Raw genomic sequence first — 24,647 nt, forward strand, 5'->3', positions numbered from 1 at the left:
CGGTTAAAAATAAAATTATAATTTAAGATTAATTTTATTTTAAGAAAGGCTAAAATTCGGCGAATTTAGCCAAATTTTGCCAAAATTTTAGCGAATTTACTCGTCAAATTCAAAATTGTGCTTCGCATTTTTGAAATTTCCGCGATAAAGCTTAGCATTAATCGATTCTTTGGCGATATTTTTATCTTTTTGCGGTTTTGGCATGGCCAAAAGCGAACGCTCCAAAGCAAAAAAACTCTCCATAATCCCAGCCAACGCCCTAAAAAATTTCGAACTCTTATGCTCCTTTAAAAGCCCTATAAAATGGTCGCAAAACTCATTTATCACGCTTGCAAAAAGCTCGGTTGAAAGGAAAATATTTCCATTTTGCGCCTCCGCCTCATCGCGCAAAAGCGAAGATTGCAGATAAAAAATAAATCCCACGAAATCCTCGCTATCCTTGCAAAGCTCGCTGTTACGGCGAAATTTGCTCTTTTTAAGGGTGTTTGTGATGAGGATTTTCATTCTGCCCTCGTCCCTGCCCTCGTCGTAAAAACTAGCTGTCGTTGGGACATTGACAAAGGAAAAATCAAACAAAACATCGTTTTGCTCGCGCCTAAACTCCTCAAAACTAAAATTTTGCAAAATTTCAAAATTCTTAGCGTCCGCTTCGCTAATCGGCGATGATTTTAGAAATTCGAGTTGCTCTTTCCACAGGCTAAATTTAGCCCCGTTTTCGTAGAAAAAAAACGGAATTGCGAAAAATTCATAATAATACGACCTAGCCTTAATCAAATTTAAATCCATTTTCAAATCTCCTCTTGCATTTGCTTTAAAATCATAATTTTCGCCTTGCAATCAGCGCAACAAAACAGCGTTTTTGCCTTATCTGCGTCGTCCGCGAAGTGCGCGCTCATCAAATTTGCGATTTTCATAATCGCCTTTTTTGTGGCAAATTTTTTGCCGCACTCGATACACTCAAACAACTCGTCGCGGGCTAAAATTTGATACTCGAAAAACTCTTTTTTAAGCTCTACGCCACACAAATCAAGCGCCATTGTATCAGCTTCGGCGCAACTTCGCACGCAGTAATCGCACCCCACGCAAAGCGAAGCGTTAAATTTGAGCGAATTATCGCTTTTATCGGCAAAAAGTGCGCCTGTGTTGCACGCGCCCGCGCACGATAGGCACAGCGTGCAGGTTTGCTCATTTATGCTGATTTTAGCGTGGCTTTGCGACGCGCCGTTTGCGACCACGCCGTAATCGCCCTCGCCCACCATAAATGCCATACGAGATGAGAAAATCTCGATTTTGCTCAAATTTGTCTCATTTAGGCTAAATTTCCATTTTTGCCCGCTTTTAGCCAAATTTAGCGCAGTTTTTAGCTGGGCTTCATCGCTAGCCGCAAACACTCCCTGCACGCCATAAATCGCCATTGTAGCGCTATTTATGAGATTTATCGCATCTTTTGTAGCTTCGCAAATCTCGCCCTCAAAAAGCACGATTTGCGAGCCTGTTTCTTGCATTATGCTAAGCAAAAAAATCTCATCAAGCTGAAATTTAGCAAAAATTCCAAATGGAAGCACCCCACAAGGCAAACTCACGCCCGAAATCTCGCCAAAGCTCGCCTCATGGGCAAGAAGCGGAATTTTGCCAGCGTAGAGTTTCGCCATTTGGCTAATCGCAATCGGTGGCTGTTTTGCCGAGCTAATCGCGCCTGTGGGGCAGATACTCACGCACCTACCACAGGCTATGCAATCAATATGCGAAATTTCAAGCTTGCGATTTTGCTCATCTTTCAAAAGTGCCACACTAGGGCAAACCTCCACGCATTTGGCACACAGCTCCACTCTCCTGCCCTCGTATTGACAGAGGTTTGCGTTAAATGAAATGTTGTTTTTGTAAGTGTAAATCGGCGATTTTTCGGATACGAGAGCTAGAATTTCATCATCATTTAACCCTGCGATTTCATAGCAACCACTTTGACGAAGTTGATAGCTTTTTGCATTTTCTACTAAGAAAAAATCAGCCTCGACCTCGTATTCATCGGTGTTACTTAGCACGCTTACACTCAAATCGCCAATCCCACCATAGACGAATTTCACCTCAGCGTGAGTTAGGCAAATCACCTTAAATCCAGCGTTTTTGAGTGCATTTACACAGCTTTTGCGCTCATTATCGCTTACGAAAATTATATTTTTTCCCACTGGTTTTTGATAGGCATTATCTGCGCCATAATCAAACATCACCGCCTTTGCTTCGTATAAAATTTCGACATTTCTAGCGATTTGAAGCATTTCATCGTTTGTGGAATTTATATAAAAATTTATCTCTGGCGCGTAAATTTCAGCCTTTAAGCTAGGCGAATTTGCCACTACAAAGTGTTTTTCGCTATCAGCGCAAACCTCTATGCTATCGCCTAAAACGACCTCTTTTACGCCCACTGGGCTAAATCCGTATTCGCTCATTTTCTATCCTAAAAACAAAATTCGCATTTTTTACACTCATTTTCTAAACAATCGTTAAATGTAAATTTAAACTAAACATAAGTTAAATTTGTAATTTTTTTGGCATGTTAAATTTTAATAAAAATAGTGATAAAAATAGTCCGTAAAAACAAAATTTATAGGATTTTTTAAATGCAAATCAAACTTCCCAAAGTCGATAAAATCGCAAACAGCGCGGAATTTCATGGACTTTTGAAGCCTGTGATTTTACGGATCGCAAAAGAGGTCATAAACGAATTTCGAACCAGCCTGGTAAATGGCGAAAATTCGTGCGCTAGCGAAGAGCAAATCATCGCGCAAATCAAATCTCGCTACGAAAAATTCGCAAATCTCGCACTTCGCCCGCTTATCAACGCAACCGGCGTCGTGCTTCACACCAATCTCGGTCGTAGCGTGATTTCGCCTGAAATTTTATCTCGCGCGCAGGGGGCGATTTGCGCCTATTCTAACCTCGAATTCGACCTAGATAGCGGAACGCGCTCCAATCGCTACGATTATACTAGCGCGCTTTTGGCTGAGCTTTTTGGCTGCGAGAGCGCACTTGTGGTAAATAACAACGCAGCGGCTGTATTTTTGGTGCTAAATACCTTTGCTAGGGGGCGCGAAGTCGTGGTAAGTCGTGGCGAGCTAGTCGAAATCGGCGGGAGTTTTAGGGTAAGCGAGGTCATGGCAAACTCTGGGGCGATTTTGCGTGAGATTGGCACCACAAATAAGACTAAAATTTCGGATTATCAAAACGCCATAAACGAAAATACGGCAGTTTTGATGAAAATTCATCGTTCAAATTTTGAAATTTCAGGTTTCACGCAAAGTGTGGAAATAGGCGAAATTTCGCGTTTAGCAAAATTTGCGAGCGAGAAAAAGGCTGAATTTTACGAGAAAAAAGAGCTGGAATTTAAAATTTGCGAAGAGGAAAAATTTAGCGAAATTATTGATTATTACGATCTTGGAAGCGGGAGCGTAAATGATTTGGGCGCGAATTTAACTAAAAACGAGCCAAAAATTGGCGAAATTTTAGCCTCTGGGGCTAGGCTGATTAGTTTTAGCGGGGATAAACTTTTTGGAAGCGTGCAGTGCGGGATAATCTTGGGCGAGAAATCCTTAATCCAAAAACTGCGCAAAAATCAGCTTTTGCGTATGCTTCGCGCTGATAAAATCACACTTGCGATTTTAAACGAAACGATTAAGGCTTACATTAACAAAGAATTTTCGCTAATTCCTACGATTGATCAAATTCATCTGCCCCTTAGCGAGCTTGAAAGGCGCGCGCAGGGTGTTTTGGACGCGCTAAAAAATACTAAATTTCAAGCAAGCCTTATTCGCACAAAAACCTTTGTGGGTGGCGGGAGTCTGCCTTGCAAAAACTACGATAGCGTCGCTTTGGTGCTTAGCCAAAACGCTAGCCCAGAGGAAATTTCGGCGAAATTTAGGGCGCGCGGGATTATCGGGCGCATTGAAAATGATAAATTTTTGCTTGATTTTCGCGCCATTTTAAAGCACGATTTACAAAAACTAATAAAAATTTTAAAGGAAATGTATGAATAGCGTCATAATCGGCACAGCAGGGCATATCGATCATGGCAAAACCGCACTCATAAAGGCGCTAAATGGCGTCGATGGCGACAAATTGGCAAGCGAAATTGAGCGCGGAATCACGATTGATTTAAGCTTTTCAAATTTAAAATCAAAAAACGCAAATATCGCATTTATCGATGTTCCGGGGCATGAAAATTTAGTTAAGACTATGATTAGTGGGGCGTATGCGTTTGATTGCGCACTTTTAATCGTCGCTAGTGATGACGGGCTAATGCCCCAAAGCAGGGAGCATATCGAAATTTTATCGCTTTTAGATGTAAAAAGCGTGGTTTTGTGTATCACAAAGTGCGATCTCACGGACAGCCCGCGCCAAAACGAAGTTAAAAAAGAGTGCGAGGAATTTATAGCCAAATTTTCAAATTTGCAAATTTTAAATACATTTTTCCTAAGCGCAAAGACAAATTTAGGCGTTGATGAGCTTAAATCTTATCTATTTAATATAAAGCCAAAACCGCGCAAAAATGGGGGAATTTTGCACTATTATATAGATAGAATTTTCACTTTAAAAGGCATTGGCACGGTGGTAACTGGCTCGCTTATTAGCGGGGCAATTTCGCGTGGCGAAAAGCTTCTTTGCGCAGATTGTGGCAAAATTTTAACCGCCAAAAGCCTGCAAATCCACGACACCGACACGCAGGTTGCGTATGCGCCAAACCGCGTAGCAATCGCGCTTGACGCTAAAACTAGCGAGTTAGAGCGAGGCTATATCCTCACTAAAAAGGGCTTTTTTAGGGGATTTAACGAAGCCGATACGCTCTTTCGTGGCAAAATAGCGCACGGGGAAGATGTGAGCTTTTGTGTGGGCTCAAAGCAAACGCCAGCAAAAGCGCGCATTATCAAAGAGCTTGATAGCGGCGAATTTTTGATAAATTTCAAATTTGAAAAAACTATGTTTTTGAAATTTGACGAGCCATTTGTATGCTTGGCAAACTCTCGCGTGTGTGGGGGTGGAAGGGTGCTAAATGCGGTCATCGAGCCACTAAAAAAGGCAAACAAGGCAGAGTTTTTAACAGCACTTTTGCACAAAAATTTCAAAAAAGCCTTTGAAATTTTAAGCAAATTTCACCGCCACGGATTTGGGCTGTTTTCGGCGTATCAGAGATTTGATATGGATTATGATAGCGCAAAAGCGATTGCTAAGACGATACCAAATACATATTTTGACGAAGCGACGCTGTGCGTGTATGATAATAGCGCGATTGGCGATATCAAAGAATTGATTAAATTTATCATAGACAAAAACCCGCACGCTGTATTTTCCCCAACCTCAATCGCCCTAAAACTCTCTTGGGCTAGCGAAAGCTTAGCCTCCCTCGTGCTTAGTGAGCTAGAAAGGGCCAGCGTGATAGAAAAAACCGGTGGCGTGTATATCAAAAAAGGGGCGAATTTACAGGATTTAAAACAGAGCTTGGAGGGCAAAATTTTCGACATCATCAAAAAAGGCGGAATCGCCCCGCTCGCGCCATATAATATCTACGAAATGCTCGATATCGACCGCGTCAGTGGCGATGACGCTCTAAAAAAACTAACATATTCTAAAAAGGTAGTTCGCCTAGCGCACAATCTCTTTGTGGAGGCTGGGAATTTAAGCCAGATTATCAAAAAGCTTTATGATTTGATAAAAGAAGCTGGTTTTGCCGATGTAGCAAATGTCAAAGAGAGCCTAAATTTAAGCAGGAAATTTGCGATTTCTTACCTAGAATACCTCGATAATCTAGGCGATATCATCACAATCGATAATAAACGCTACTTAAAAAAATAAGTTATTTACAAATTTTGGCTAAAATCGTTGGATTTTTTAAAAAAGGAAGAAAATGAAAAAAGTTTTACTTTTCTCGCTTGCGGGCGCGCTAAGCCTAAATGCCGCGCTTAGCGATAGCGAAATTTTATCTATGTATGGCGGTTTGCCAGCAAATTTAAAAATCAGCGTGGCTGAGCGTATGCCAGTAGAGGGGCTAAAAGATATCCAAGCTGTGATTTTGAAAATTTCAAATGGCGAAATTTCACAAGAAGAGGTGATTTTCACTAGTGGAGATTTGGTTTTAATGGATGTAATCGACCCTAAAAAACAGATTCTTTACAAAGATCAAATCAAACAATCTAGACTTTCAAAAGGTGTAGCAAGCGTCTATAAAAGCGAAAGCAAAGACAATATCATTACCCTTGGAAATGACCCTAAAAAGCCAACTTTGCTAATGCTAACTGACGCTGAGTGTCCGTTTTGTCGTAGAGAGTTAGCCGAAATCGAGCGAACGCTTAAAAGCAACAATGTCGAAATCATAATGACATCAGTGCATGGAGATAGCGGTCATGCCAAATCAGCACTGATTTACAAAGAAGTCAAATCAGCCAAAACTGACGCCGAAAAAATCGCTGTTTTGCGCAAATACTATGCCGAAGATAACAAAGCAAACGCTTCAAGCGTAAGCCCTGAGGAACTAAAAAGCGCAAAAGCTATCGCCGATAAATACTTCTCAGCCGGCATGAATTCAGTGCCATTTATCATTGAAACTTCAAAATTAAAATAAATTTCAAAACTACACTTTAAATTCCACGCTAAATTTACGAATTTAGCGTGGGGTAAATTTCAAAATTTCATTAAAATTTAAATTTTGGAAATTTTAAAATTTCCAAAATTTTGGGTAAGTTATTTAGATTTTTTTGTAGAATTTGTAGGATTTAGGTTGCGATCTATTATGCGAACATTGGCGTTTGCGCGGATTCTATCATTAAATTCCTCGACCATTTTTTTGCGTTTGTTAGTAACATAGGCCTCGATTGCCTTTTCTTGCACGCTTTCGAAATCAGCCGTTTGCACGCCCTTTTTGTCATTAACATAAAACATCTCATATCCATTTGCCGTAGGGATAACTGGCGAGAATTTGCCCTTATCCACGCTTGTGACGATGTATTTTAGCCCTGCGTCCATTTGGCTAGATTTTAGCGTGCCACGCATAACATATACATTGCCAGGGCGGGCGTTTGGATTGCGTTTGATAGGATTAAGAGCGCTTTCAGTTTTTGCGATATAGCGAGTTAGCGTAATGCTATCAAAGGTCGTGAATAAAGATGGGTTTTGCTCATAAAATCTGCGCACATTTTGTGGCGTTACGGTGCGTTGCACATCGGCAAAAAGCGGTCCATAAAGCTTTTCTTCTAAAATTCCACGACGCACATTTTCTCTAAACGCCTCTTCTGACATTTTTTGCTGTTTTAACGCCTTTTGTAGCTGTTCTAGGCTGAGTTTGTTCTGCTCGGCAATCATTTTTATGCGGTTATCTATTTCGGCTGGGCTTACGGTGATTCCTCTGCGCTTAATCTCTGAATCTTGCAATTTTTGCTTGATTAAAATTTCCATTGCAGCTTGCGGGCTGGCACCTGTGGCCTTTTGGACTCTGGCTAATTCGTAATTCGTAATCGGCTCGTTTTCTACGACAGCCACGACGCTATTTACGACATTTGCGTTTAACGCGCCAAAACCTAAAAGTGCAACAACGGCTAGTTTTTTTATCATTTTCAACCTTTATTTAGTCTTTTTGCTTTATAATCCCACGATTATAACATTAAAAAGTAAAATTTTAAAAAGGAAATTTATGATTGTAACTCGTTTCGCACCAAGCCCGACAGGGTATTTGCACATCGGCGGATTAAGAACCGCGCTGTTTTCATACCTATACGCAAGAGCAAATAACGGCAAATTCTTGCTTCGCATTGAAGATACGGATTTAAAAAGAAATTCGGTAGAGGCTGCAAAGGCTATCGAAGAGGCGTTTAAATGGTGTAGTCTAGACTACGACGGCGAAATCGTCTATCAAAGCTCACGATTTGATTTATACAAAGAATATGTCCAAAAGCTCCTTGATGAAGGTAAAGCATATAAATGCTATATGAGCAAGGCCGAGCTAGACGCGCTAAGAGCCGAGCAAGAAGCCAGAAAAGAGCGCCCAAAATACGATAATAGGTATCGCGATTTCACAGGCACTCCGCCGGTTGGTATCGAGCCAGTAATCCGCATAAAATCGCCACTTGATGGCACGATAGAATTCAGCGACGGTATCAAAGGCGATATGAAATTTGAAGCCAAAGACATTTTAGACGATTTTATCATCGCTAGAAGCGACGGCACGCCGACTTATAATTTCACGGTCGTTATAGATGACGCGCTAATGGGCGTTACAGACATCATCAGAGGCGACGATCACCTATCAAATACCCCAAAACAAATCGTGCTTTATAACGCGCTTGGCTTTAAGGTTCCGAAATTTTACCATGTCGCTATGATAAATGGCTCTGACGGCTCAAAACTCTCTAAACGCCACGGCGCGACAGATGTCATGGAATACAAAAAAATGGGCTATTTGCCACAGGCTCTGCTAAATTTCTTAGTCCGCCTTGGCTGGTCGCATGGGGACGATGAAATTTTTAGCATGAACGATATGAAAAAACTCTTTAATCCTAATAATATCGGCAAAAGTGCAAGCACATTTAACCAAACCAAACTTGATTGGCTAAATGCGCATTACATTAAAAATTTAAGCACCACCGAAGCCTGCGCCCACCTGCTAGAATTTGGCGTAGATATAGTAAATCACGCTAAAAAAGAGCTTATCATCAATCAATACAAAGAGAGGGCAAAAACCCTAGCCGAAATGGCGAACGGAATTGCAACCTTAATCAATCCTTTAAAAATTTATGATGAAAAAGCGTATAAAAAGTTTATCAACGAAAATTCGATAGCCTTACTCGCAAAATTCCAAGAAATTTTAACCTCAAATTTCGTTGCAAGCGAAATCGAGGCGAAGACAATGGAATTTTTGGAGGCAAACGAAGTGAAGCTAAAAGATTTAGCCCAACCTTTGCGAGTCGCCATAACAGGAACGAGCGTAAGTCCGTCGATATTTGAAATGATTGAAATTTTAGGTAGCGACGAGGTTAAAGCTAGAATTTCTAGCTTATTACAGAAAGGAATTTAAATGGCACAAAATGATTTGAAAGAAAGGGCATTAGAGTATCATATCGGTGGAAAAATCGGCATAAATGTCAAAACCCCATGCGCGAAACCAGAGGATTTGACCCTAGCATACACACCGGGTGTGGCCGAGCCTTGCAAGGTAATCGAGGCCGATAATGAGCTAGCATACAAATACACCAACAAATCAAATCTTGTCGCAGTTATCACAAACGGAACGGCTGTTTTGGGGCTAGGAGATATAGGCGCAATCGCAGGAAAGCCAGTAATGGAGGGAAAAGCGGTTTTGTTTAAAAAATTTGCTGGCGTAGATGCTTTTGATATCGAGATCAACGAAACAGATCCTAAAAAAATAGTCGAAATTTGCAAGGCTATCTCGCCGACATTTGGTGGAATAAATTTAGAGGACATTAAAGCTCCTGAGTGCTTTGAAATCGAAAAAGAGCTACAAAATGCCGTCGATATCCCTGTCATGCACGATGATCAGCACGGCACGGCGATGATTACAGGCGCTGGATTAATCAACGCAGCCTACATCAGTGGCAAAAAAATCGAAGATATGAAAATCGTAGTATCTGGTGCTGGTGCAGCAGGTATCGCGTGCGCGAAACTCTATAAAAGTCTTGGCGCAAAAAATGTAATTATGCTCGATTCAAAAGGCGTAATTCATACTAGCAGAAACGATTTGAACCCGCAAAAAATGGAATTTGCTATCGACACAAACGATAGAAGCCTAGCAGATGCGATGAGGGGGGCTGATATGTTTCTTGGCCTTAGCAAACCGGGCGTCGTAACAGCCGAAATGGTAAAATCAATGGCGCCAACGCCGATAATCTTCGCTCTGGCTAACCCTGTGCCTGAAATCTACCCAGATGAGGTGTATGCCGTGAGAGACGATGCGATCGTAGGCACTGGCAGAAGCGACTTTGCTAACCAAATCAACAATGTTTTGGGCTTCCCTTACATTTTCCGTGGTGCGCTAGATGTAAAGGCCAAAAAAATCACCGAAAATATGAAACTAGCCGCTTCTCGCGCTATGGCAGAGCTTGCCCGTGAGCCAATCCACCCAGATGTGCTAAAAATGCTAGGCAAAAAGGATTTAAAATTTGGACGAGATTATGTCATACCAAATCCATTTGATCCGCGCGTGTTTGCTATCATTTCAGCTGCTGTTGCAAAAGCTGCGATCGATGATGGCGTAGCAAGAGTAAGCAATTTCGATTTCGAGGCTTACAAAAAATCTTTACAATCAAAATAATCGAAATTTCCCGTTTTTCGGGAAATTTCAAAATTTAAGGTATCAAAAAAATGCAAAATTTCGAAAATTCATCAAATTTAGCCCTGCTTACTGACTTTTATCAACTCACAATGATGCAAGGATATTTTTTCTTAAAACCGCACGAAGTCGCAGTTTTTGATATGTATTACCGCAAAAACCCATGTGGTGGCGGTTACGCGATATTTTGCGGTATGAGCGAAGTGGTGGATTATATAGAGAATTTGCATTTTAGCAGTGATGATATAGCGTATTTGCGCTCGCTTGGGAGTTTTAAGGAGGAATTTTTAACCTACCTTGAAAATTTCAAATTTAGCGGCGAAATTTACGCTGTCGATGAGGGCGAGGTCGTATTTCCGCACGAGCCACTAATCCGCGTCAAAGCAAATATCATCGAGGCGCAGTTAATCGAAACTGCGATTTTAAACACCATAAATTTCCAAACCCTAATCGCCACCAAAAGCTCGCGCATAAATTTCAGTGCAAAGGGCGATTTGGTTATGGAGTTTGGGCTTCGCAGAGCGCAGGATAAAAGTGCTGCGATTTTTGGCGCAAAGGCCGCTATAATCGGCGGTTGCGTGGCTACTTCAAATGTTTTGGCTGCCAAAATTTTTGACATACCAGCTATCGGCACGCACTCTCATGCGTGGATTGGAAGCTTTCCTAGCGAAATCGAGGCCTTTCGCGCTTACGCCAAAATTTACCCAGACTCCGCGCTTTTGCTCGTCGATACCTACGATACGCTAAATTCTGGCGTGCCAAATGCGATTAAGGTTTTTGAAGAACTTCGCGAGCAAGGCCACAAACCGCTTGGAATTCGCATTGATTCTGGCGATTTGGAGTATCTGACCAAACAATCTCGTAAAATGCTTGATAACGCTGGATTTAAGGACGCCAAAATCACAGCCAGCAACGATTTGGACGAATACGCGATCGATCAGCTCAAACTTTTCGACGCTAAAATCGATAGCTGGGGCATTGGCACGAGATTAATCACAGGTGGCGATAGTTCAAGCCTTGGCGGCGTTTATAAGCTAAGCGGTATCGAAAAAGAGGGCAAAATTTTGCCAAAGATTAAAATTTCAAACGACCCACGCAAGATAAACAACCCCGGCTACAAGCAGTTTTTCAGGCTCTATGACAAAGATAGCGGCATGGCGTTAGCGGATTTAATCACGCTTGAAAATGAAAGTATCGACGAGAGCTCAGCGCTTGAAATTTTCCACCCACTCTACACCTACAAACGCAAAAAACTCGAAAATTTCAGCGCAAAGGCTATGTTAAAGCCTGTGTTTGTCCATGGTAAATTTGTCGGCGAGAAAAAATCCGTCATGCAAATCGCCGAATTTTCGCGCAAGGCTAAGGCGAAATTTTGGTGCGAATACCTGCGAAATATCCACCCACAAACCTACAAAGTAGATTTATCGGCTAAGCTTTGGGAGACGCGAAAATCACTGATTGATGAAATAAACGCAAATTTAGGCAAATCGTAGAAAATAGTAAATTTTTATTTACTTTTGAAATAAAAATTTTGACTATAATTGCGCGTTTGCAAGATTTCTTGCGTAAAATTTCATTTTAAAAGGATAGAAAATGAGCAAAATTCTCTCATGCATGACTGCACTTTTACTTTTGGCAGGTTGCGCCTCAAAGCAGCTTCGCCAATCCCCAGAGGACGCGATTAACGAGCAAAACCACACCACAGCAACCGCCAAAATGGAAGTGCTAAATTTCAAAACCGAAAATGGCAAAAAACTAAGCCTAGCTTCAAACGATTTGTTTGACACAGCGGTTTTGACTGATAGCGAGGGCAAAACTCACAACCTAACTCGCCAACGCTCAGCTAGCGGAATTTACATGGAAAATGACAAAGGTGTCAGTATCCACTTCAAAGAGGGTGGCGAGGGTATAGTCGAGTTTAGCAAATACAACTCACTCTCAATCTCACAAGTCAATTAATCCAAATTTTGCCACTTCTTTGGTGGCAAAATTTATTAGTTTTATTAATTTTAAAATTTTAACTTTTTCTTACAAAAATAGTAATATAATTTACGAATTTTAAAATAGGAATATGGATGCGATTTGGCAAGATAGATTATTTAAATTTACTCCCTTTTCATGTGTATTTAAAATCTCTACCTTTGCCAGCGCATACCAAAAAATTCATAGAGCTCAAAAAAGGCGTGCCTAGCAAGCTCTGTCGTGATTTGCGCGCAATGCGTGTCGATGCGGCCGTGATTTCTAGCATAGAATCCCGCCACAAAAAATACTCCACCCACCCTCTTGGCATAGTCGCCCAAAAAAAGGTAAAAAGCGTGCTCGTGCGTAAAAACACCACCCCGCGCCTAGATCCAGCCTCGATGAGCTCAAATATGCTCTCGCGAATTTTAGGCATTAATGGCGAGGTCATCATCGGCGATAACGCTCTGCGCGCGATTTTATCGCAAGGGGAGGAGAAATTTTACGATTTGGGCGAAATTTGGCACAAAAACACAAATTTGCCATTTGTTTTTGGAATTTTATGCTCCGTTAAAAACCACGAAATTTACGCCAAACTTACCGAGGCGTTTTTACGCACTAAGGTCAAAATCCCGCAATATATCCTCATCAAATACGCTAGAAGCAGAGGAATTGCTGAAAAAGACATCTTAGAATACCTCCAACTCATAAGCTACAAAGTCGGCGCGCGCGAGAGGCGCGCACTTAAAATTTTCCTAAAAAAAGCAAGCAAATTTAATTATAAACCAATTTAAGGAGGAGATATGAACAGTTATGTGGCAGGGTTGTTAAACAACCTAAAAGAGCAAAATCCGGGCGAAGAAGTTTTTATACAAGCAGCGACTGAAATTTTTAACTCTCTTGCTCCCCTAATCGAGCGCGAAGAAAAATACACAAAACACAGAATTTTAGAGCGAATCACCGTGCCAGAGAGAAGCCTAAGCTTTCGCGTAGTCTATACAAACGATCGTGGCGAGCCTTGCGTGCATACGGGATACCGCGTCGAGTTTAACTCAGCGCTTGGCCCATACAAAGGCGGTCTTAGATTTCACCCTAGCGTAAATATGGGTGTTTTGAAATTTTTAGGTTTCGAGCAAATTTTCAAAAATTCACTCACAGGCGTTAATATCGGTGGCGGCAAAGGTGGCGCAAATTTCGATCCAAAAGGCAAAAGCGACGGCGAGATTATGAGATTTTGCCAAGCATTTATGTTAGAGCTTCACAGGCTTATTAGCGAAAATACAGATGTCCCAGCCGGCGATATCGGCGTGGGCGGTAGAGAGATCGGATACCTATATGGCGCATACAAAAAAATCACTCGCAGATTTGATGGCGCACTTACTGGCAAAGGCCTAGCATGGGGCGGAAGCCTAGCTCGCACGCAAGCCACAGGATACGGCTCAGTGTATTTCGCACAAGAAATGCTAGCTAAAAAAGGCGAAGCACTTCGTGGCAAAGTCTGCGCAATCTCAGGTGCTGGAAATGTGGCAATATACACAGTCGAAAAACTATATCAACTAGAAGCCAAACCGGTTACCGTTAGCGATTCTACCGGCTTTATCTACGATCCAGACGGCATTGATTTGGCACTTCTAAAAAAGCTAAAAGAAGAGCTTAGAGTAGGTCTTGCAGAGTATGTCAAAGAGCGCAAAAACGCTAAATTTACCCCAGTTAGCGAGTATCCAGAGGGCAGAAATGGCGTATGGAGCGTCAAATGCGACGCAGCCTTCCCAAGCGCTACACAAAACGAGCTAAGCTTAGAGGACGCCAAAACCCTATACGCAAACGGATGTCGCCTTGTATGCGAGGGGGCAAACATGCCTAGCACGCTAGCTGCGATTGATTTTATGTTAGCTCAAAAAGACTTTTTATTTGGCCCTGCAAAGGCAGCAAACGCTGGTGGCGTGGCGACAAGTGGCTTAGAAATGATGCAAAATGCGCAACTTGAATCATGGAGTTTCGAGGAGGTCGATGGCAGGTTACACGAGATTATGAGGCATATCTTCCGCACTAGCTATGAAACCTCGAAAGAATTCAGCGATGAGGGCAACTTAGTTCTTGGCTCAAATATCGCAGGTTTCCGCAAAGTAGCCGATGCGATGATAGATCAAGGCTATGTTTAATAGCTAAATTTCGCTAGGATTTCCCTAGCGAAATTTTAAAATTTTAAAATTTAATGCTCAATTTTATTGCTTAAAAGCGTTGCGATAGATTTCGTGCGTTCGTTCGAATTTAGCGCGATTTGTATGCTCATAGTAAGTGGCACAGCCAAAAACATACCCCCCACACCAAAGACAAAACCCCAAAGAAGAAGACCTCCAAGCACGCTTAGTGTCGAAAGCCCTAGCCCCTCGCCCATGAAACGCGGTTCGATGATATTTCCGATGACGACATTTACGATAAGATAAATCGCCACGACCCAAATACTCACGCTTAAATCCATTGTCGCCAAGGTTACAAAAAGTGTCGGAAAAACGGCGATTATAGAGCCGATTGTAGGGATATAATTTAGCATAAAGGCTACAATCCCCCAAAGTGCTGCATACGGCACGCCAAGTAGCCACAGACAAAGCCCGATTAGCGCGCCTGTCGTGGCACTTGAAATCGTTTTGATAAGTAGATATTTTTTCAGGCTTGGGGCAAATTTTTTCATAAATTTATGCATACCGCGGTTACGCGCGGAAAAATATTTGATTTTTGCGTCGATTACCGAGCTTTCAAAGACCATAAACGAGACCAAAATAAAGACGAAAAACCCGGTGCTGACAATTCCGCCTGTTTTTTTCGCCACAGCTGTCGCGCGAGATACCATTTCAGAGGGCTCAGCACCAAGACTAGCTAGGTCAAAATCAATGCCGTAATTATTCAACCGCTCTTGCGCGCCACCTAGGACCTGGTTAAATTTCGCCCCCAGCTCCGGCAACTGCGCCGAAAACTCTCTGACCGCCTTAAATACGATATCGCCCATAAATCCCATAACGCCAAGAAATCCCAAAACCACAATCAAAAAGCTAAACAATCGCCCAACGCGCAGTTTTTGGATAGATAGCATTAGTGGCGAAATCAAAACCGTGATAAAAATCGCTAACAAAAACGGCACGATAATCGAGCCAGCAGCTTTAAGTCCTGCTATGATTATCACCACGCAAGCAGCCGAGATTAGGGACATTTGAAGTTTCATTGTAATCCTAAATTTTGAAATTTGTTCTATATTTTAATAAAAATTTGTAAATTTTAGATTTTTTGCAAAGTGGAATTTACCCGTAAATTTCACGGGTAAATTCGGCTAAATTTAATCAGCGCACACCGCGTTTGGCTGGATTCTCGTCTCGCCAGAGTATGATGAAATCATCAGTGCTTCGCCATTAGCATACTGGCACACGCGACCTGCTTGTGTCGAGCTTTTAAGCGATTTGCCATCTTTATATGTGATTGTCACGGCGTCGATTACCTTGGTATCGCTTACCATCGATCCTGCTCCTGCTCCTAGCACACCACCTATTGCGCCACCAGCCACAGCTCCGCCTGTTTCGTGGCGACCGCCCATTTTATGACCTAGCACAGCTCCGCCCACAGCGCCTACTACGCCACCTGCGGCTTGGGCTAGGCGTTTGTTTTCGGTATTGTCGACCCTGACCTTGGCTGGGACGATTGAGAGAATTTGGATAGTTTTGGCGCTTTGTTCTTGGTTTAATCCGTGCTCGTCATAGACATCAGGTCCCAAAGTTTCTGATTTGTTAGAGCAACCACTAAGCGCAATCATCGCAACTACGCTAAGGCTAAGTAGAGATTTTTTCATTAAAACTCCTTAAAATGAGATAAAATGTGAGGATTATACACTCCCGTGGTAAATTTATTTTAATCATATATTAAATTTGGCTAAATTTTTGCTATTACAAATTTAAGCCTAAATCGTTATAATTCTTGCAAAATTTAAAAAAAGGAAATTTATGAGAAAATTTCTAGTTTTGGCTAGTCTTTTGGTGTTTTTAGCGGGGTGCGGAGAGGAGAAAAAAAGAGGAAAACAGCGCTTAGCAAACACGAAAAAAAATGATTCCATAGAGCTAGAAATTTCACGCGAATTTGACAAAATCGCTGCCGCAAACTCCGCAACACCGACAAAACCTATAAATTCTACCACGCTAGCCATGCCTGATACGCCAGCTGCTTTTAATGCGAGCAAAGATGGCTTGGGTGAAATTGCAAGCGCGCCAAAGACGCTAGAAGCGCCAAATTTCGCGCAAGAAAAAAGCGCGCCGAGTGTTTCTAATGAGCCTAATACAAAAAATCTCGCACCAAGTGAGCCTGAGATGGCAGAGGCGCCAGCCGTTTCCTCTCAGCCAGCCACTTCCACGCAAACGATAATTTTATCAATTCCAAATCAAAATAAAAGCGCACAAGAAAACGCCGATAAATGCCAAAACGCCGAAACTATCGCGCTAATCAAGGCTAGCAAAAAGGATTTGCCATACAAAAACGGCGTTGTGATTTATAGCGACATAACCTGCCAAGACAACCTTTTGACGCACTACTATGAATTCGACCTTCCACCAGAGGCAATGGAAAAAATCAGCCAAATCGAGGATAAGTTGCGCTCGAATTTGGTTTTAAAAAGTGGCGAGCTTTTGGAACTTTACTGCAAGGCTGAGGAGCTAGCCGAATACAGAGATAACGAAATCGCCATGGAGTGGCGCTACACCCTGCCTAAAATCGACAACAACCTAGCCTCTATCGTAATCACCCCAAGCGATTGCAAGTAAAATTTAGTAAAATTTAGTGAAATTTAAAAGGAATTTAGCCAAATTTTGAAATTTGGCTAAATTTTGGATTATCTATTTAATAGTTTTTTCGCTTCATTAGCGACATTTACATCACTAAAACCGAAAAGTTTGAATAGCTCGCCAGCTGGTGCGCTCTCGCCAAAGCTCTTCATGCCTAAAATTTCATCAGCGAATTTATACCATTCTAGCGCACTTGCAGCCTCGACGGCTAGGACTTTGCCTTTGAAAATTCTAGCCCTGTATTCTTCGCTTTGTTCGCACAAAAGCTCGAAACAAGGCGCACTAACGACATTTGCTCTGATATTTTCGCTTTGCAAAAGCGCGGCTGCTTTTAGACAGATTCCTACTTCGCTACCGCTAGCTACTAGCGTGATATCGGCGTTTTCGCACTCTTTGATCAAATACGCGCCGTTTTTTGCCTCGCCAAATACAGCCTTTGGCAAAGCCTCCAAGCCTTGGCGCGAGCAAACAAAGGCAGCAGGGGCGTTTGTGGCAAGTGCTGCGCGCCAGCACTCTACATTTTCGTTGCCGTCAGCCGGACGGAAGGTGTAGAAATTCGGCATTGCGCGGAAGGTTGAGAGTTGCTCGATTGGCTCGTGAGTCGGGCCGTCCTCGCCTACGCCGATACTATCGTGAGTGAAAACAAAATAGTGCCTTAGGCTCATAAGCGCCGCCATTCTAGCGCTATTTTTGAGATAGTCGCTGAAAATAAAAAATGTCGCAGAAAATGGGATAAATAGCCCGTATCTTGCAATGGCGTTGTTTATCGCAGCCATTGAGTGCTCGCGAATCCCGAAATGGAAATTTTTGCCATACGGGAAGTCGCCAAAGCCCTTTAATTCGGTCTTATTAGAGGCCGCAAGGTCTGCGCTTCCGCCTATGAAGCTTGGAAGCGCTGCCGCGATTGCGTTTAAAATTTTGCCATTGCTATCGCGCGTAGCGACCTTTTGACCGCTAAAATCAGGGAATTGTATAGCGTCAAAATTTGGATTTTGAAGTGAGTTTAATAAATTTTTCTTCTCCGCGCTTAAATTTGCGATTTTTTCGTTCCATAGTTTCTCAGCCAAATCGCCCTTTTCTACGGCTGCGCGAGTGGCGAAAAGCACATCTTCGCTCACGCTAAAACTCTCATCAGGGTTAAATCCAAGCGCCTCTTTGGCTCTTTTTATGAGATCCTCACCCAAAGGTGCGCCGTGAGTTTTGTGGCTACCTTCTAGCTCCAATGCACCCTTGCCGATAGCGGTATTTGCGATGATTAGGTATGGTTTGGTTTTGTTTTTGGCCTCGTCTAGGGCAAATTCGATTTGATCGAAATTGTGTCCGTCTATGCGAGCTACCTCAAAGCCTTGGGCTTCGAAGCGGACCTTGATATCCTCGTCCCACGCAATCGAAGTTGAGCCATCAATCGTGATTTTGTTGCTATCGTAGATAATGACTAGATTATCTAGGCTGTGGTAACCTGCCAGCGCGCATGCTTCGTAGCTGATACCTTCTTCTAAATCGCCGTCCCCGCAAAGGCAGTAAATTTTATGATCGATTACCTTTGTGTTTTCGTCATTTAGCAAATTTGCAGCGTATTTTGCCGCCATTGCAAAACCCACAGCGTTTGCCACGCCTTGACCTAGCGGACCTGTGGCGATTTCTACGCCTGGGGTTGTGATTTCTGGGTGACCTGGGGTTTTGGAGTGAAGCTGACGGAAATTTTTCAAATCTTCCAGCGCGATATCATAGCCACTCAGATAGAGATAGCTATACACCAAAGCACTTGCATGACCGCCGGAAAACACGAGGCGATCGCGGTTTAGCCAGTTTGGGTTTTTTGGATTATGCACTAGCTTTTCCATAAGCACGCTCATCACATCGCTTAGCCCCATAGGAGTGCCCGGGTGGCCGGAATTGGCCTTTTGGATCATATCCGCACTCAAAAATTTAATGGTGTTTGAAATTTTACTTCTCATTTTTATCCTTTCAGATATTTGTTTATCAAATTTGATACTAAATTTTGCAAATTTTCACTCTCATCGCTCATACTTTCTTCGATTTGCGAAATGAGTGAATTTTTATACTCTTTGGCGCGTTCGACGCCGAGTAAATTCGTAAAAGAATTTTTATCCGTGTCGTGCATAGTAGGCTTTCCTGCGGTTTGGGAGCTTTGTGTGGCGTCGATGATGTCATCTTGTATCTGAAAAGCTAGTCCCAAATTTAACCCGACGCCATAAAATTTCCTTGCCTTTTCATCGCCCAAACCCGCTATAACAGCGCCTAGTTCAAACGAAGCGGCTATTAGGGCGCCTGTTTTGTGAAGGTGCAAAAATTTTAAATCTGATATTTCTAGGTGTTTTTTCTCAAAATAACAATCAATCGCTTGACCCAAAACCATGCCCGCCGAACCTGCATTTTTGGCTAAAATTTCAACGCATTTTACCTTAATCTCTGCGCTTAAATTTGACTTAGAAATCACCAAAAAAGCGTCAGTATTTAACGCATCGCCCACGAGTATCGCTGTAACCTCATCGTATTTTTTGTGTATGGTTTGATGAGCGCGCCTAAAATCAGCATTGTCCATAGCGGGTAAATCATCATGGATTAGCGAGTATGTATGCACCATTTCTAGGGCTTTTGCGACAGGCAGGGCGTCTGCAAATTTATTTTTATTTATAGCAGCGACCACGCCAAGAAGCAGTTGAGCGCGAAAATGCTTCCCACCAGCACCCAACATATAATTTAACGCCTCTTCGAAATACGGGTGAAAACTAGGTGCGTGAAGCGGGTTTTCGCGCAAATACTCTTTAAATTCCTTTAAAATTTCCATTTTTATTCCTAATTCGCGCCAAATCCGCCTAGTCCGCCAAGACCGCCTAGCATGGCAGTTGCGGCGTTTTTCTTTTCGTTTTCTATGAGTTTTACGGCGTCATTTATCGCTGAGATTAGCAAAATTTGCAAGCTGTCTTTATCCTCCAAAAGGCTATCGTCGATCTCCACATCCAAAACCTCGCCAGCGCCGTTGATTTTGATAGCGACCATACCAGCGCCGACTTTGACGCTAAATTCTTTTTTGGCGTTTTCTTCTTGGATCTGCTTTGCTTTTTCTTGCATTTGCTCGATCATTTCGCCCATTTTAGAAAAATCCATTCCCTCAAACATCTCTTACTCCACAATCTCATTTTTGTCATTTACATGCACGATTTTTGGCCTAAATTTTTTCGCCTCGTCTGGCTTCATTTGCGCATAACTTACTATGATGATGACATCGCCTACGCAGACTTTGCGCGCAGCCGCGCCATTTAGGCAAATCTCGCCCTTTTTCTCGCCCTCGATGATATATGTGCTAAATCGCTCGCCGTTGTTGATATTTAAAATTTCAACCTTTTGAAACTCTATCATGCCACTGGCTTTTAAAAGCTCCCTATCAATCGTAATCGAGCCGACATAATTTAAATTTGCGTCCGTTACACGGGCTCTGTGAATTTTGCTTTGAAGCATTGTTATTTTCATTTTTGCTCCTTTAAAATCTCTAAAACGACATCTTTATCGCTAAATGGATATTTTACACCCTTTATCTCTTGATATGTTTCATCGCCTTTGCCCAAAATCACGACCACTTCGCCATTTTGCGCTAAATTTATGGCTTTTTTAATCGCCTCTTTGCGATCTGCGATTTTTGTGATTTTTTCTTTTTGTCGCATACCCTCTTCGATTTGCGCTATGATTTTTTCAGGGTCTTCGCTTCGCGGATTATCGCTAGTGATGATTGCAAATTTAGCGAAATGCTCCACCATAGCCCCCATTAATGGGCGTTTTAGAGGATCTCTGTCGCCACCTGCACCAAAAACCACGATTAATTCGTTATCTTTGAGCGCATTTAGCACCTTTTCGATCCCATCTGGCGTGTGCGCGAAATCCACGATGACAAGGGGATTTTTGGCTACTACTTGCACCCTGCCCTCAACTCCTGCGAAATTTGACATTGCCTTTGCGATATCTTTTTCGTTTTTATTAGTTAGCATTTTAACTGCGCCAAAGGCTGCTAGGGCGTTGTAAAGGTTAAATTCGCCGATTAATTCGCTAGAAATTTCAAACTCGCCATTTGGAGTTTTTATCATAGCGTCGATTGCGCCTTTTACGCTGTAAGCTAGCACGCTAAAAGTGGCTGGATTTTTCACACCATAAGTTAGGGCATTTTTTAGGTTAAATTCGATATGACCGTCGTCTTTGTTGATAAGCTTTGCACTCTCATCGGCGAAAAACGAGCTTTTTACCGCGGCGTATTCACTCATAGTTTTATGATAATCCAAATGGTCTTGGCTTAAATTTGTAAAAATTTTAAGCGTGAAATTTAGCCCTTCAATGCGGTTTTGCGCGATTGCGTGCGAGCTAACCTCCATGACGAAAAATTCGCATTTTTGCTTAGTTGCTTCTAGCAAATAACTCATCGTTTTAAAAACAGAGCTTGTCGTAAGCCCCTTTTCATCGATTTTTTTATCGTTTATGAAAGCCCCTCTGGTGCCACACAGCCCCACAGAATACCCCAAATCCAAAAGCATAGAATAAATCAGCGCAGCGGTCGTGGTTTTGCCGTTGGTGCCGGTAATGCCTACGATTTTGATACTCTCATCAATCCCTAAAAGCGCCTTTGCTTTGCTAATAGAAATGATTTGTGCGCCGTTTTGCTCGGCTTGTGCGCTAAATTTGGAATTTGCGCTAGTTTGCACAAAATAGCACCCGCTCTCGCACTCGCCCGAATTATCGGTAATAAAACTATTTTTAATCCCTATTTTCATTTTTTATCTTTTTTATAATCTCATCTAGGCGCAAATCCCCAGCGAAATGCTCCGAACTCGCCTCGATATAATTAATGCAAATTTCATCAAATCCATTTGCAAGCAAATTTTGCAAAAACTCAATCATCTCGTCTTTGTTCTCAACCGCAATTTTTGACGAGAAAATCACGCTCTCAAAGACATTTTTAAAGCTTCCACTCTCCTTTACAGCGCGCATGAAATCTTTGTATAAAATCGCGTCTATCCTCTCAGCCTCGTCTGAAAATTTCTTTGAAATTTCAGCATTTTTCTTAGCGATTTTTTCGTTAATTGAGTTTAAAATTCGAAACAAAACGCTAGGTTTTGGCTTGGGTTTTAGGGTGTAAAATTCATACAGCATCAAGGCCTCTTCTGGCTCGCTAAGCCCCAAATCGCAAAGCTCGATTAAAAACAAAAGCTCATCGCTTGGTTTTTGCTCTTGCGCTAGGGCAAAAAATGTTTTAGCAAACTCAAATTTGCCAGATTTTAGGGCGTTTAGCCCTTTTGATTTATAGCTCAAATTTCTCGCCTTGTGGGATATTTACGACGCTAAGTTCTGGGTGGATATCCATACGAAGCTGTCTTTCTACGCCGAATTTCAGTGTCTGTCCGCTAGCTGCGCAACCATGACAATGTCCTGTGAGCGTGACATACACAACGCCGTTTTTAATGCCACGAAGCTCCATATCACCGCCGTCATTTTGTAGCATTGGGCGGATAGTATCGAGACTAGCCTTGACAGGACCTAAAAGCTCTTCATCGCTAAATGGTATCATTAAAATTCCTTTAAATTCGCTCTTTAATTGCTTTTTGGCGCGTCTTTTGCCATGATTTTATCGCCTAGGGTTTGTAGATTGCTTAGGCTTTTTAGGTGGAAAAACGCTAGCTCCAAATAGCCTTTGCGCGCAAATTCGGCTAGTTTTTTATCATCTAGGCCCAAAAGTTTCTCGCGGTTTAGTATCAAAAAGCCGTTTAATAGCGTAATCGTCTCGCCGTCTCTTTGGATATTTAGCTCTTTTGCTTCCAAAACGCCAGCCTCTTTTAGCTCTTTTGCAGCCTCGCTAGTAATGGCGTTTAGCTCCCAGTAGTTTTTCATTACGCTTTTCAAATTTTCCAAAAACTGCGTTGGTTTACCCTCTTCAAACAGCGCCTCGCCCTCACCTTTGATTTGTTTGGCGTCCTCATCGAAGCAAATCACCATGCGATCTTCGATTTTGGCTAGGAAAAATGGGTAGTTTTGGATAGCTGATGGCACCATGCCTTTGTAGCTTTTGTCGATTAAAAGATTTTTTGAACGGCCTAGAAGTGCTACCATTTTTGGCTCAGGCTCGTTTGTAAAAACGATGACTAATTTATCAGAACACGCTGGAACCTCAGGCGCGATTACAGGCACAAACGGCTCGTTTGGAATCGCGTCTGCGTGGTATTTTAGGTCTGCGTGTTTTACGCTATCGAGTATAACCGGTCTCATGATTTGTCCTTAAATAAAAAATATCCCACGATTATACTAAATTTAGGATTAGAATAAAATTTATTATGGCACGAAATTTGCGAATTTAGCGTTTAAATTCATTGTAGCAAAATTTAAAAGCATTGATTTGTCATTGCAAGGCGATTTATCGCCAAAGCAATCTGTGAATTTAAAATTAAAAGCGTGTGTTTTAGAAAATTTAAAATTTATAAAATTTAAAATTCGGCTAAATTTGAAGCAAAAGCCCAAATTTAGCCTGTATATCATCAAATCGGCATTACGCGGATATTTTCGCTTAGATTATCCTTCAAAACCGCCTCGATCGCATATAGCGTCGCGCCTGCGCCACTAGCGCACCCTGAGCACGCACCCAAATAGCGAATATAAATGTCAGTTTTGCCATCATCGCTTGGTTTGATGTCGATGACATCGAGATTTCCGCCGTCCATTTGAAGCATTGGGCGAATATCGCTATCAAGTATCGCCTCGACCGCTTTAAATTTACCGATTAAATTTAGCTCTTCAAAGCTTAGTTTCGCCTCTGGCGCCATACCAGAACTCGCACACGCACCGGCTTGGGCTTGGAGTTTTTCTAGCTCCATTTCCTCTCTTGTTTGAGCTAAAATATCCTCTAAATAATACTCCCTAGCCTCGTGCCCACCGGGTCTAATACAAGATTTACAAAACGCGCCAGCCTTTGTGTATTGTGTGATTTGCTCGACGGTTTTTAAATCATTTAGCTTAATCACCTCTTTTATCGTGCCAAGGCTCACCCTAGCGCACTCGCACACGATAATCTCATCTTCGAAATGCTCAGGATCTATGCCTTTGTATTTTGCCGCAGCTGCTTTGATGACATCATACGCCATTACTGAGCAGTGCATTTTTTGTGGTGGGACAGCCGGCTCGTCAGGGGTATCGCGCATATCGCGCTCGACATCTAAATTTGTAATCTTTACAGCTTGATCGACGGTTTTGCCGATACAAAGCGCTGCCATAGTGTCGCTACTAGCGATTGCCGTGCCACAGCCAAAGCTTTTAAATTTAGCGTCAATGATAATGTCAGTAGCAGGGTCGATGAGCCAGTATAATCTCACAGCGTCCCCACAGCTCTCTGCGCCAAAATCAGCCACGATTAGCTTCGCACCGCGCGCAGTGGCCTCCTCCTCTGTGATTTCGCCCATAAATTTAGGGTTGTTCATGCGATCTTGAACCTTGTTTGAGTATTGCTCCCAAATCGAACCATTTATTAAATCGTTTTTTGCCATTTT

General features: G+C 42.3%; 25 protein-coding genes. 10 read left to right on the forward strand and 15 right to left on the reverse strand.

Annotated elements, in window-relative coordinates:
* Positions 1 to 96: 96 nt before the first annotated feature.
* Positions 97 to 786 carry a hypothetical protein gene (locus OFO12_RS02140; protein WP_270869288.1) on the reverse strand — a complete coding sequence of 230 codons (690 nt, stop codon included), beginning with the start codon at positions 784 to 786 and terminating at the stop codon, positions 97 to 99.
* A gap of 2 nt (positions 787 to 788) precedes the next feature.
* On the reverse strand, positions 789 to 2,447 hold the full coding sequence (locus OFO12_RS02145; RefSeq protein ID WP_270869289.1) for a 4Fe-4S binding protein: 1,659 nt from the start codon (positions 2,445 to 2,447) through the stop codon (positions 789 to 791).
* A 171-nt stretch (positions 2,448 to 2,618) separates the two neighbouring features.
* On the opposite strand from OFO12_RS02145, the gene selA reads away from it, so the two are divergent.
* Genes selA through OFO12_RS02160 form a run of 3 tightly spaced genes read left to right on the forward strand, consistent with a single transcriptional unit; the run spans position 2,619 to position 6,610 of the window.
* Entirely contained in the window at positions 2,619 to 4,031 is a 1,413-nt protein-coding gene (selA, locus tag OFO12_RS02150; protein ID WP_270869290.1) for an L-seryl-tRNA(Sec) selenium transferase, read from the forward strand.
* Entirely contained in the window at positions 4,024 to 5,844 is a 1,821-nt protein-coding gene (gene selB / locus OFO12_RS02155) for a selenocysteine-specific translation elongation factor (protein ID WP_270869291.1), read from the forward strand. The genes selA and selB overlap by 8 nt, the downstream gene beginning before the upstream one ends.
* Positions 5,845 to 5,896: 52 nt before the next feature.
* Positions 5,897 to 6,610: a histidine kinase gene (locus OFO12_RS02160; protein WP_270869292.1), complete on the forward strand. Its 714-nt coding sequence runs from the start codon at positions 5,897 to 5,899 to the stop codon at positions 6,608 to 6,610.
* A gap of 119 nt (positions 6,611 to 6,729) precedes the next feature.
* Here the strand turns inward: OFO12_RS02160 and OFO12_RS02165 are convergent, their stop codons facing one another.
* Positions 6,730 to 7,596, reverse strand: a complete 867-nt coding sequence (locus tag OFO12_RS02165) for a SurA N-terminal domain-containing protein (protein ID WP_270869293.1) — start codon at positions 7,594 to 7,596, stop codon at positions 6,730 to 6,732.
* Between the two features lie 79 nt (positions 7,597 to 7,675).
* Here OFO12_RS02165 and gltX point away from each other — a divergent pair, with 79 nt between their 5' ends.
* The 6 genes from gltX (at position 7,676) to gdhA (ending at position 14,448) form a co-directional block, all read left to right on the forward strand.
* The gene (gene gltX, locus OFO12_RS02170; RefSeq protein WP_270869294.1) at positions 7,676 to 9,055 is read left to right on the forward strand and encodes a glutamate--tRNA ligase; all 1,380 of its coding nucleotides are present in this window, start codon (positions 7,676 to 7,678) and stop codon (positions 9,053 to 9,055) included.
* Entirely contained in the window at positions 9,056 to 10,309 is a 1,254-nt protein-coding gene (locus OFO12_RS02175; RefSeq protein WP_270869295.1) for a malic enzyme-like NAD(P)-binding protein, read from the forward strand.
* Between the two features lie 50 nt (positions 10,310 to 10,359).
* Complete coding sequence (locus tag OFO12_RS02180; RefSeq protein WP_270869296.1) at positions 10,360 to 11,820, forward strand: nicotinate phosphoribosyltransferase; 1,461 nt, start codon at positions 10,360 to 10,362, stop codon at positions 11,818 to 11,820.
* Between the two features lie 100 nt (positions 11,821 to 11,920).
* Complete coding sequence (locus OFO12_RS02185) at positions 11,921 to 12,286, forward strand: hypothetical protein (RefSeq protein WP_270869297.1); 366 nt, start codon at positions 11,921 to 11,923, stop codon at positions 12,284 to 12,286.
* 116 nt (positions 12,287 to 12,402) lie between these two features.
* Complete coding sequence (locus OFO12_RS02190; protein WP_270869298.1) at positions 12,403 to 13,080, forward strand: MqnA/MqnD/SBP family protein; 678 nt, start codon at positions 12,403 to 12,405, stop codon at positions 13,078 to 13,080.
* A 9-nt stretch (positions 13,081 to 13,089) separates the two neighbouring features.
* Entirely contained in the window at positions 13,090 to 14,448 is a 1,359-nt protein-coding gene (gene gdhA, locus OFO12_RS02195; protein ID WP_270869299.1) for an NADP-specific glutamate dehydrogenase, read from the forward strand.
* A gap of 50 nt (positions 14,449 to 14,498) precedes the next feature.
* On the opposite strand, the gene OFO12_RS02200 is transcribed toward gdhA, so the two are convergent.
* Together OFO12_RS02200 and OFO12_RS02205 are read right to left on the reverse strand one after the other, a co-directional pair.
* Entirely contained in the window at positions 14,499 to 15,506 is a 1,008-nt protein-coding gene (locus tag OFO12_RS02200) for an AI-2E family transporter (protein ID WP_270858470.1), read from the reverse strand.
* Positions 15,507 to 15,617: 111 nt separating this feature from the next.
* On the reverse strand, positions 15,618 to 16,124 hold the full coding sequence (locus OFO12_RS02205) for a glycine zipper 2TM domain-containing protein (protein ID WP_270869300.1): 507 nt from the start codon (positions 16,122 to 16,124) through the stop codon (positions 15,618 to 15,620).
* A 151-nt stretch (positions 16,125 to 16,275) separates the two neighbouring features.
* On the opposite strand from OFO12_RS02205, the gene OFO12_RS02210 reads away from it, so the two are divergent.
* Positions 16,276 to 17,085, forward strand: coding sequence for a hypothetical protein (locus OFO12_RS02210; protein WP_270869301.1), 810 nt, complete (start codon positions 16,276 to 16,278; stop codon positions 17,083 to 17,085).
* A 68-nt stretch (positions 17,086 to 17,153) separates the two neighbouring features.
* On the opposite strand, the gene tkt is transcribed toward OFO12_RS02210, so the two are convergent.
* The 10 genes from tkt to OFO12_RS02260 form a co-directional block, all read right to left on the reverse strand.
* Entirely contained in the window at positions 17,154 to 19,064 is a 1,911-nt protein-coding gene (tkt, locus tag OFO12_RS02215; protein WP_270869302.1) for a transketolase, read from the reverse strand.
* Between the two features lie 2 nt (positions 19,065 to 19,066).
* Positions 19,067 to 19,918 (reverse strand): polyprenyl synthetase family protein, encoded by an 852-nt coding sequence (locus tag OFO12_RS02220; RefSeq protein ID WP_270869303.1) that lies wholly within the window; start codon positions 19,916 to 19,918, stop codon positions 19,067 to 19,069.
* Between the two features lie 8 nt (positions 19,919 to 19,926).
* A complete protein-coding gene (locus OFO12_RS02225; protein WP_270858475.1) occupies positions 19,927 to 20,250 on the reverse strand; it encodes a YbaB/EbfC family nucleoid-associated protein in 324 nt (107 codons plus the stop codon).
* Between the two features lie 3 nt (positions 20,251 to 20,253).
* Entirely contained in the window at positions 20,254 to 20,601 is a 348-nt protein-coding gene (gene panD / locus OFO12_RS02230) for an aspartate 1-decarboxylase (protein ID WP_270869304.1), read from the reverse strand.
* Complete coding sequence (locus OFO12_RS02235; protein ID WP_270869305.1) at positions 20,598 to 21,887, reverse strand: UDP-N-acetylmuramoyl-L-alanyl-D-glutamate--2,6-diaminopimelate ligase; 1,290 nt, start codon at positions 21,885 to 21,887, stop codon at positions 20,598 to 20,600. Before OFO12_RS02235 ends, panD begins: the two co-directional genes overlap by 4 nt.
* Positions 21,871 to 22,425 (reverse strand): histidine kinase, encoded by a 555-nt coding sequence (locus OFO12_RS02240; protein WP_270869306.1) that lies wholly within the window; start codon positions 22,423 to 22,425, stop codon positions 21,871 to 21,873. Before OFO12_RS02240 ends, OFO12_RS02235 begins: the two co-directional genes overlap by 17 nt.
* Entirely contained in the window at positions 22,415 to 22,681 is a 267-nt protein-coding gene (locus tag OFO12_RS02245; protein WP_270869307.1) for a NifU family protein, read from the reverse strand. Before OFO12_RS02245 ends, OFO12_RS02240 begins: the two co-directional genes overlap by 11 nt.
* Before the next feature lie 23 nt (positions 22,682 to 22,704).
* A complete protein-coding gene (locus OFO12_RS02250) occupies positions 22,705 to 23,376 on the reverse strand; it encodes a SapC family protein (RefSeq protein WP_270869308.1) in 672 nt (223 codons plus the stop codon).
* Between the two features lie 63 nt (positions 23,377 to 23,439).
* Positions 23,440 to 23,643, reverse strand: coding sequence for a hypothetical protein (locus OFO12_RS02255; RefSeq protein ID WP_270869309.1), 204 nt, complete (start codon positions 23,641 to 23,643; stop codon positions 23,440 to 23,442).
* Positions 23,643 to 24,644, reverse strand: a complete 1,002-nt coding sequence (locus OFO12_RS02260) for an iron-sulfur cluster assembly scaffold protein (RefSeq protein WP_270869310.1) — start codon at positions 24,642 to 24,644, stop codon at positions 23,643 to 23,645. Before OFO12_RS02260 ends, OFO12_RS02255 begins: the two co-directional genes overlap by 1 nt.
* Positions 24,645 to 24,647: the final 3 nt, after the last annotated feature.

This window comes from Campylobacter sp. JMF_04 NA10 (genome assembly GCF_027737655.1).
Classification (GTDB): domain Bacteria; phylum Campylobacterota; class Campylobacteria; order Campylobacterales; family Campylobacteraceae; genus Campylobacter_B.

Bases quoted from the DNA above. Each gene is read 5' to 3' on its own strand.
- selA (WP_270869290.1), top strand. From the start codon at position 2,619: ATGCAAATCAAACTTCCCAAAGTCGATAAAATCGCAAACAGCGCGGAA.
- selB (WP_270869291.1), top strand. From the start codon at position 4,024: ATGAATAGCGTCATAATCGGCACAGCAGGGCATATCGATCATGGCAAA.
- OFO12_RS02160 (WP_270869292.1), top strand. From the start codon at position 5,897: ATGAAAAAAGTTTTACTTTTCTCGCTTGCGGGCGCGCTAAGCCTAAAT.
- OFO12_RS02180 (WP_270869296.1), top strand. From the start codon at position 10,360: ATGCAAAATTTCGAAAATTCATCAAATTTAGCCCTGCTTACTGACTTT.
- OFO12_RS02235 (WP_270869305.1), bottom strand. From the start codon at position 21,887: ATGAAAATAGGGATTAAAAATAGTTTTATTACCGATAATTCGGGCGAG.
- OFO12_RS02205 (WP_270869300.1), bottom strand. From the start codon at position 16,124: ATGAAAAAATCTCTACTTAGCCTTAGCGTAGTTGCGATGATTGCGCTT.
- OFO12_RS02165 (WP_270869293.1), bottom strand. From the start codon at position 7,596: ATGATAAAAAAACTAGCCGTTGTTGCACTTTTAGGTTTTGGCGCGTTA.
- OFO12_RS02210 (WP_270869301.1), top strand. From the start codon at position 16,276: ATGAGAAAATTTCTAGTTTTGGCTAGTCTTTTGGTGTTTTTAGCGGGG.
- OFO12_RS02140 (WP_270869288.1), bottom strand. From the start codon at position 786: ATGGATTTAAATTTGATTAAGGCTAGGTCGTATTATTATGAATTTTTC.
- OFO12_RS02145 (WP_270869289.1), bottom strand. From the start codon at position 2,447: ATGAGCGAATACGGATTTAGCCCAGTGGGCGTAAAAGAGGTCGTTTTA.
- OFO12_RS02255 (WP_270869309.1), bottom strand. From the start codon at position 23,643: ATGATATACAGGCTAAATTTGGGCTTTTGCTTCAAATTTAGCCGAATT.
- OFO12_RS02185 (WP_270869297.1), top strand. From the start codon at position 11,921: ATGAGCAAAATTCTCTCATGCATGACTGCACTTTTACTTTTGGCAGGT.
- OFO12_RS02260 (WP_270869310.1), bottom strand. From the start codon at position 24,644: ATGGCAAAAAACGATTTAATAAATGGTTCGATTTGGGAGCAATACTCA.
- OFO12_RS02250 (WP_270869308.1), bottom strand. From the start codon at position 23,376: ATGAGACCGGTTATACTCGATAGCGTAAAACACGCAGACCTAAAATAC.
- tkt (WP_270869302.1), bottom strand. From the start codon at position 19,064: ATGAGAAGTAAAATTTCAAACACCATTAAATTTTTGAGTGCGGATATG.
- OFO12_RS02225 (WP_270858475.1), bottom strand. From the start codon at position 20,250: ATGTTTGAGGGAATGGATTTTTCTAAAATGGGCGAAATGATCGAGCAA.
- OFO12_RS02245 (WP_270869307.1), bottom strand. From the start codon at position 22,681: ATGATACCATTTAGCGATGAAGAGCTTTTAGGTCCTGTCAAGGCTAGT.
- OFO12_RS02190 (WP_270869298.1), top strand. From the start codon at position 12,403: ATGCGATTTGGCAAGATAGATTATTTAAATTTACTCCCTTTTCATGTG.
- gltX (WP_270869294.1), top strand. From the start codon at position 7,676: ATGATTGTAACTCGTTTCGCACCAAGCCCGACAGGGTATTTGCACATC.
- OFO12_RS02175 (WP_270869295.1), top strand. From the start codon at position 9,056: ATGGCACAAAATGATTTGAAAGAAAGGGCATTAGAGTATCATATCGGT.
- OFO12_RS02200 (WP_270858470.1), bottom strand. From the start codon at position 15,506: ATGAAACTTCAAATGTCCCTAATCTCGGCTGCTTGCGTGGTGATAATC.
- gdhA (WP_270869299.1), top strand. From the start codon at position 13,090: ATGAACAGTTATGTGGCAGGGTTGTTAAACAACCTAAAAGAGCAAAAT.
- panD (WP_270869304.1), bottom strand. From the start codon at position 20,601: ATGAAAATAACAATGCTTCAAAGCAAAATTCACAGAGCCCGTGTAACG.
- OFO12_RS02220 (WP_270869303.1), bottom strand. From the start codon at position 19,918: ATGGAAATTTTAAAGGAATTTAAAGAGTATTTGCGCGAAAACCCGCTT.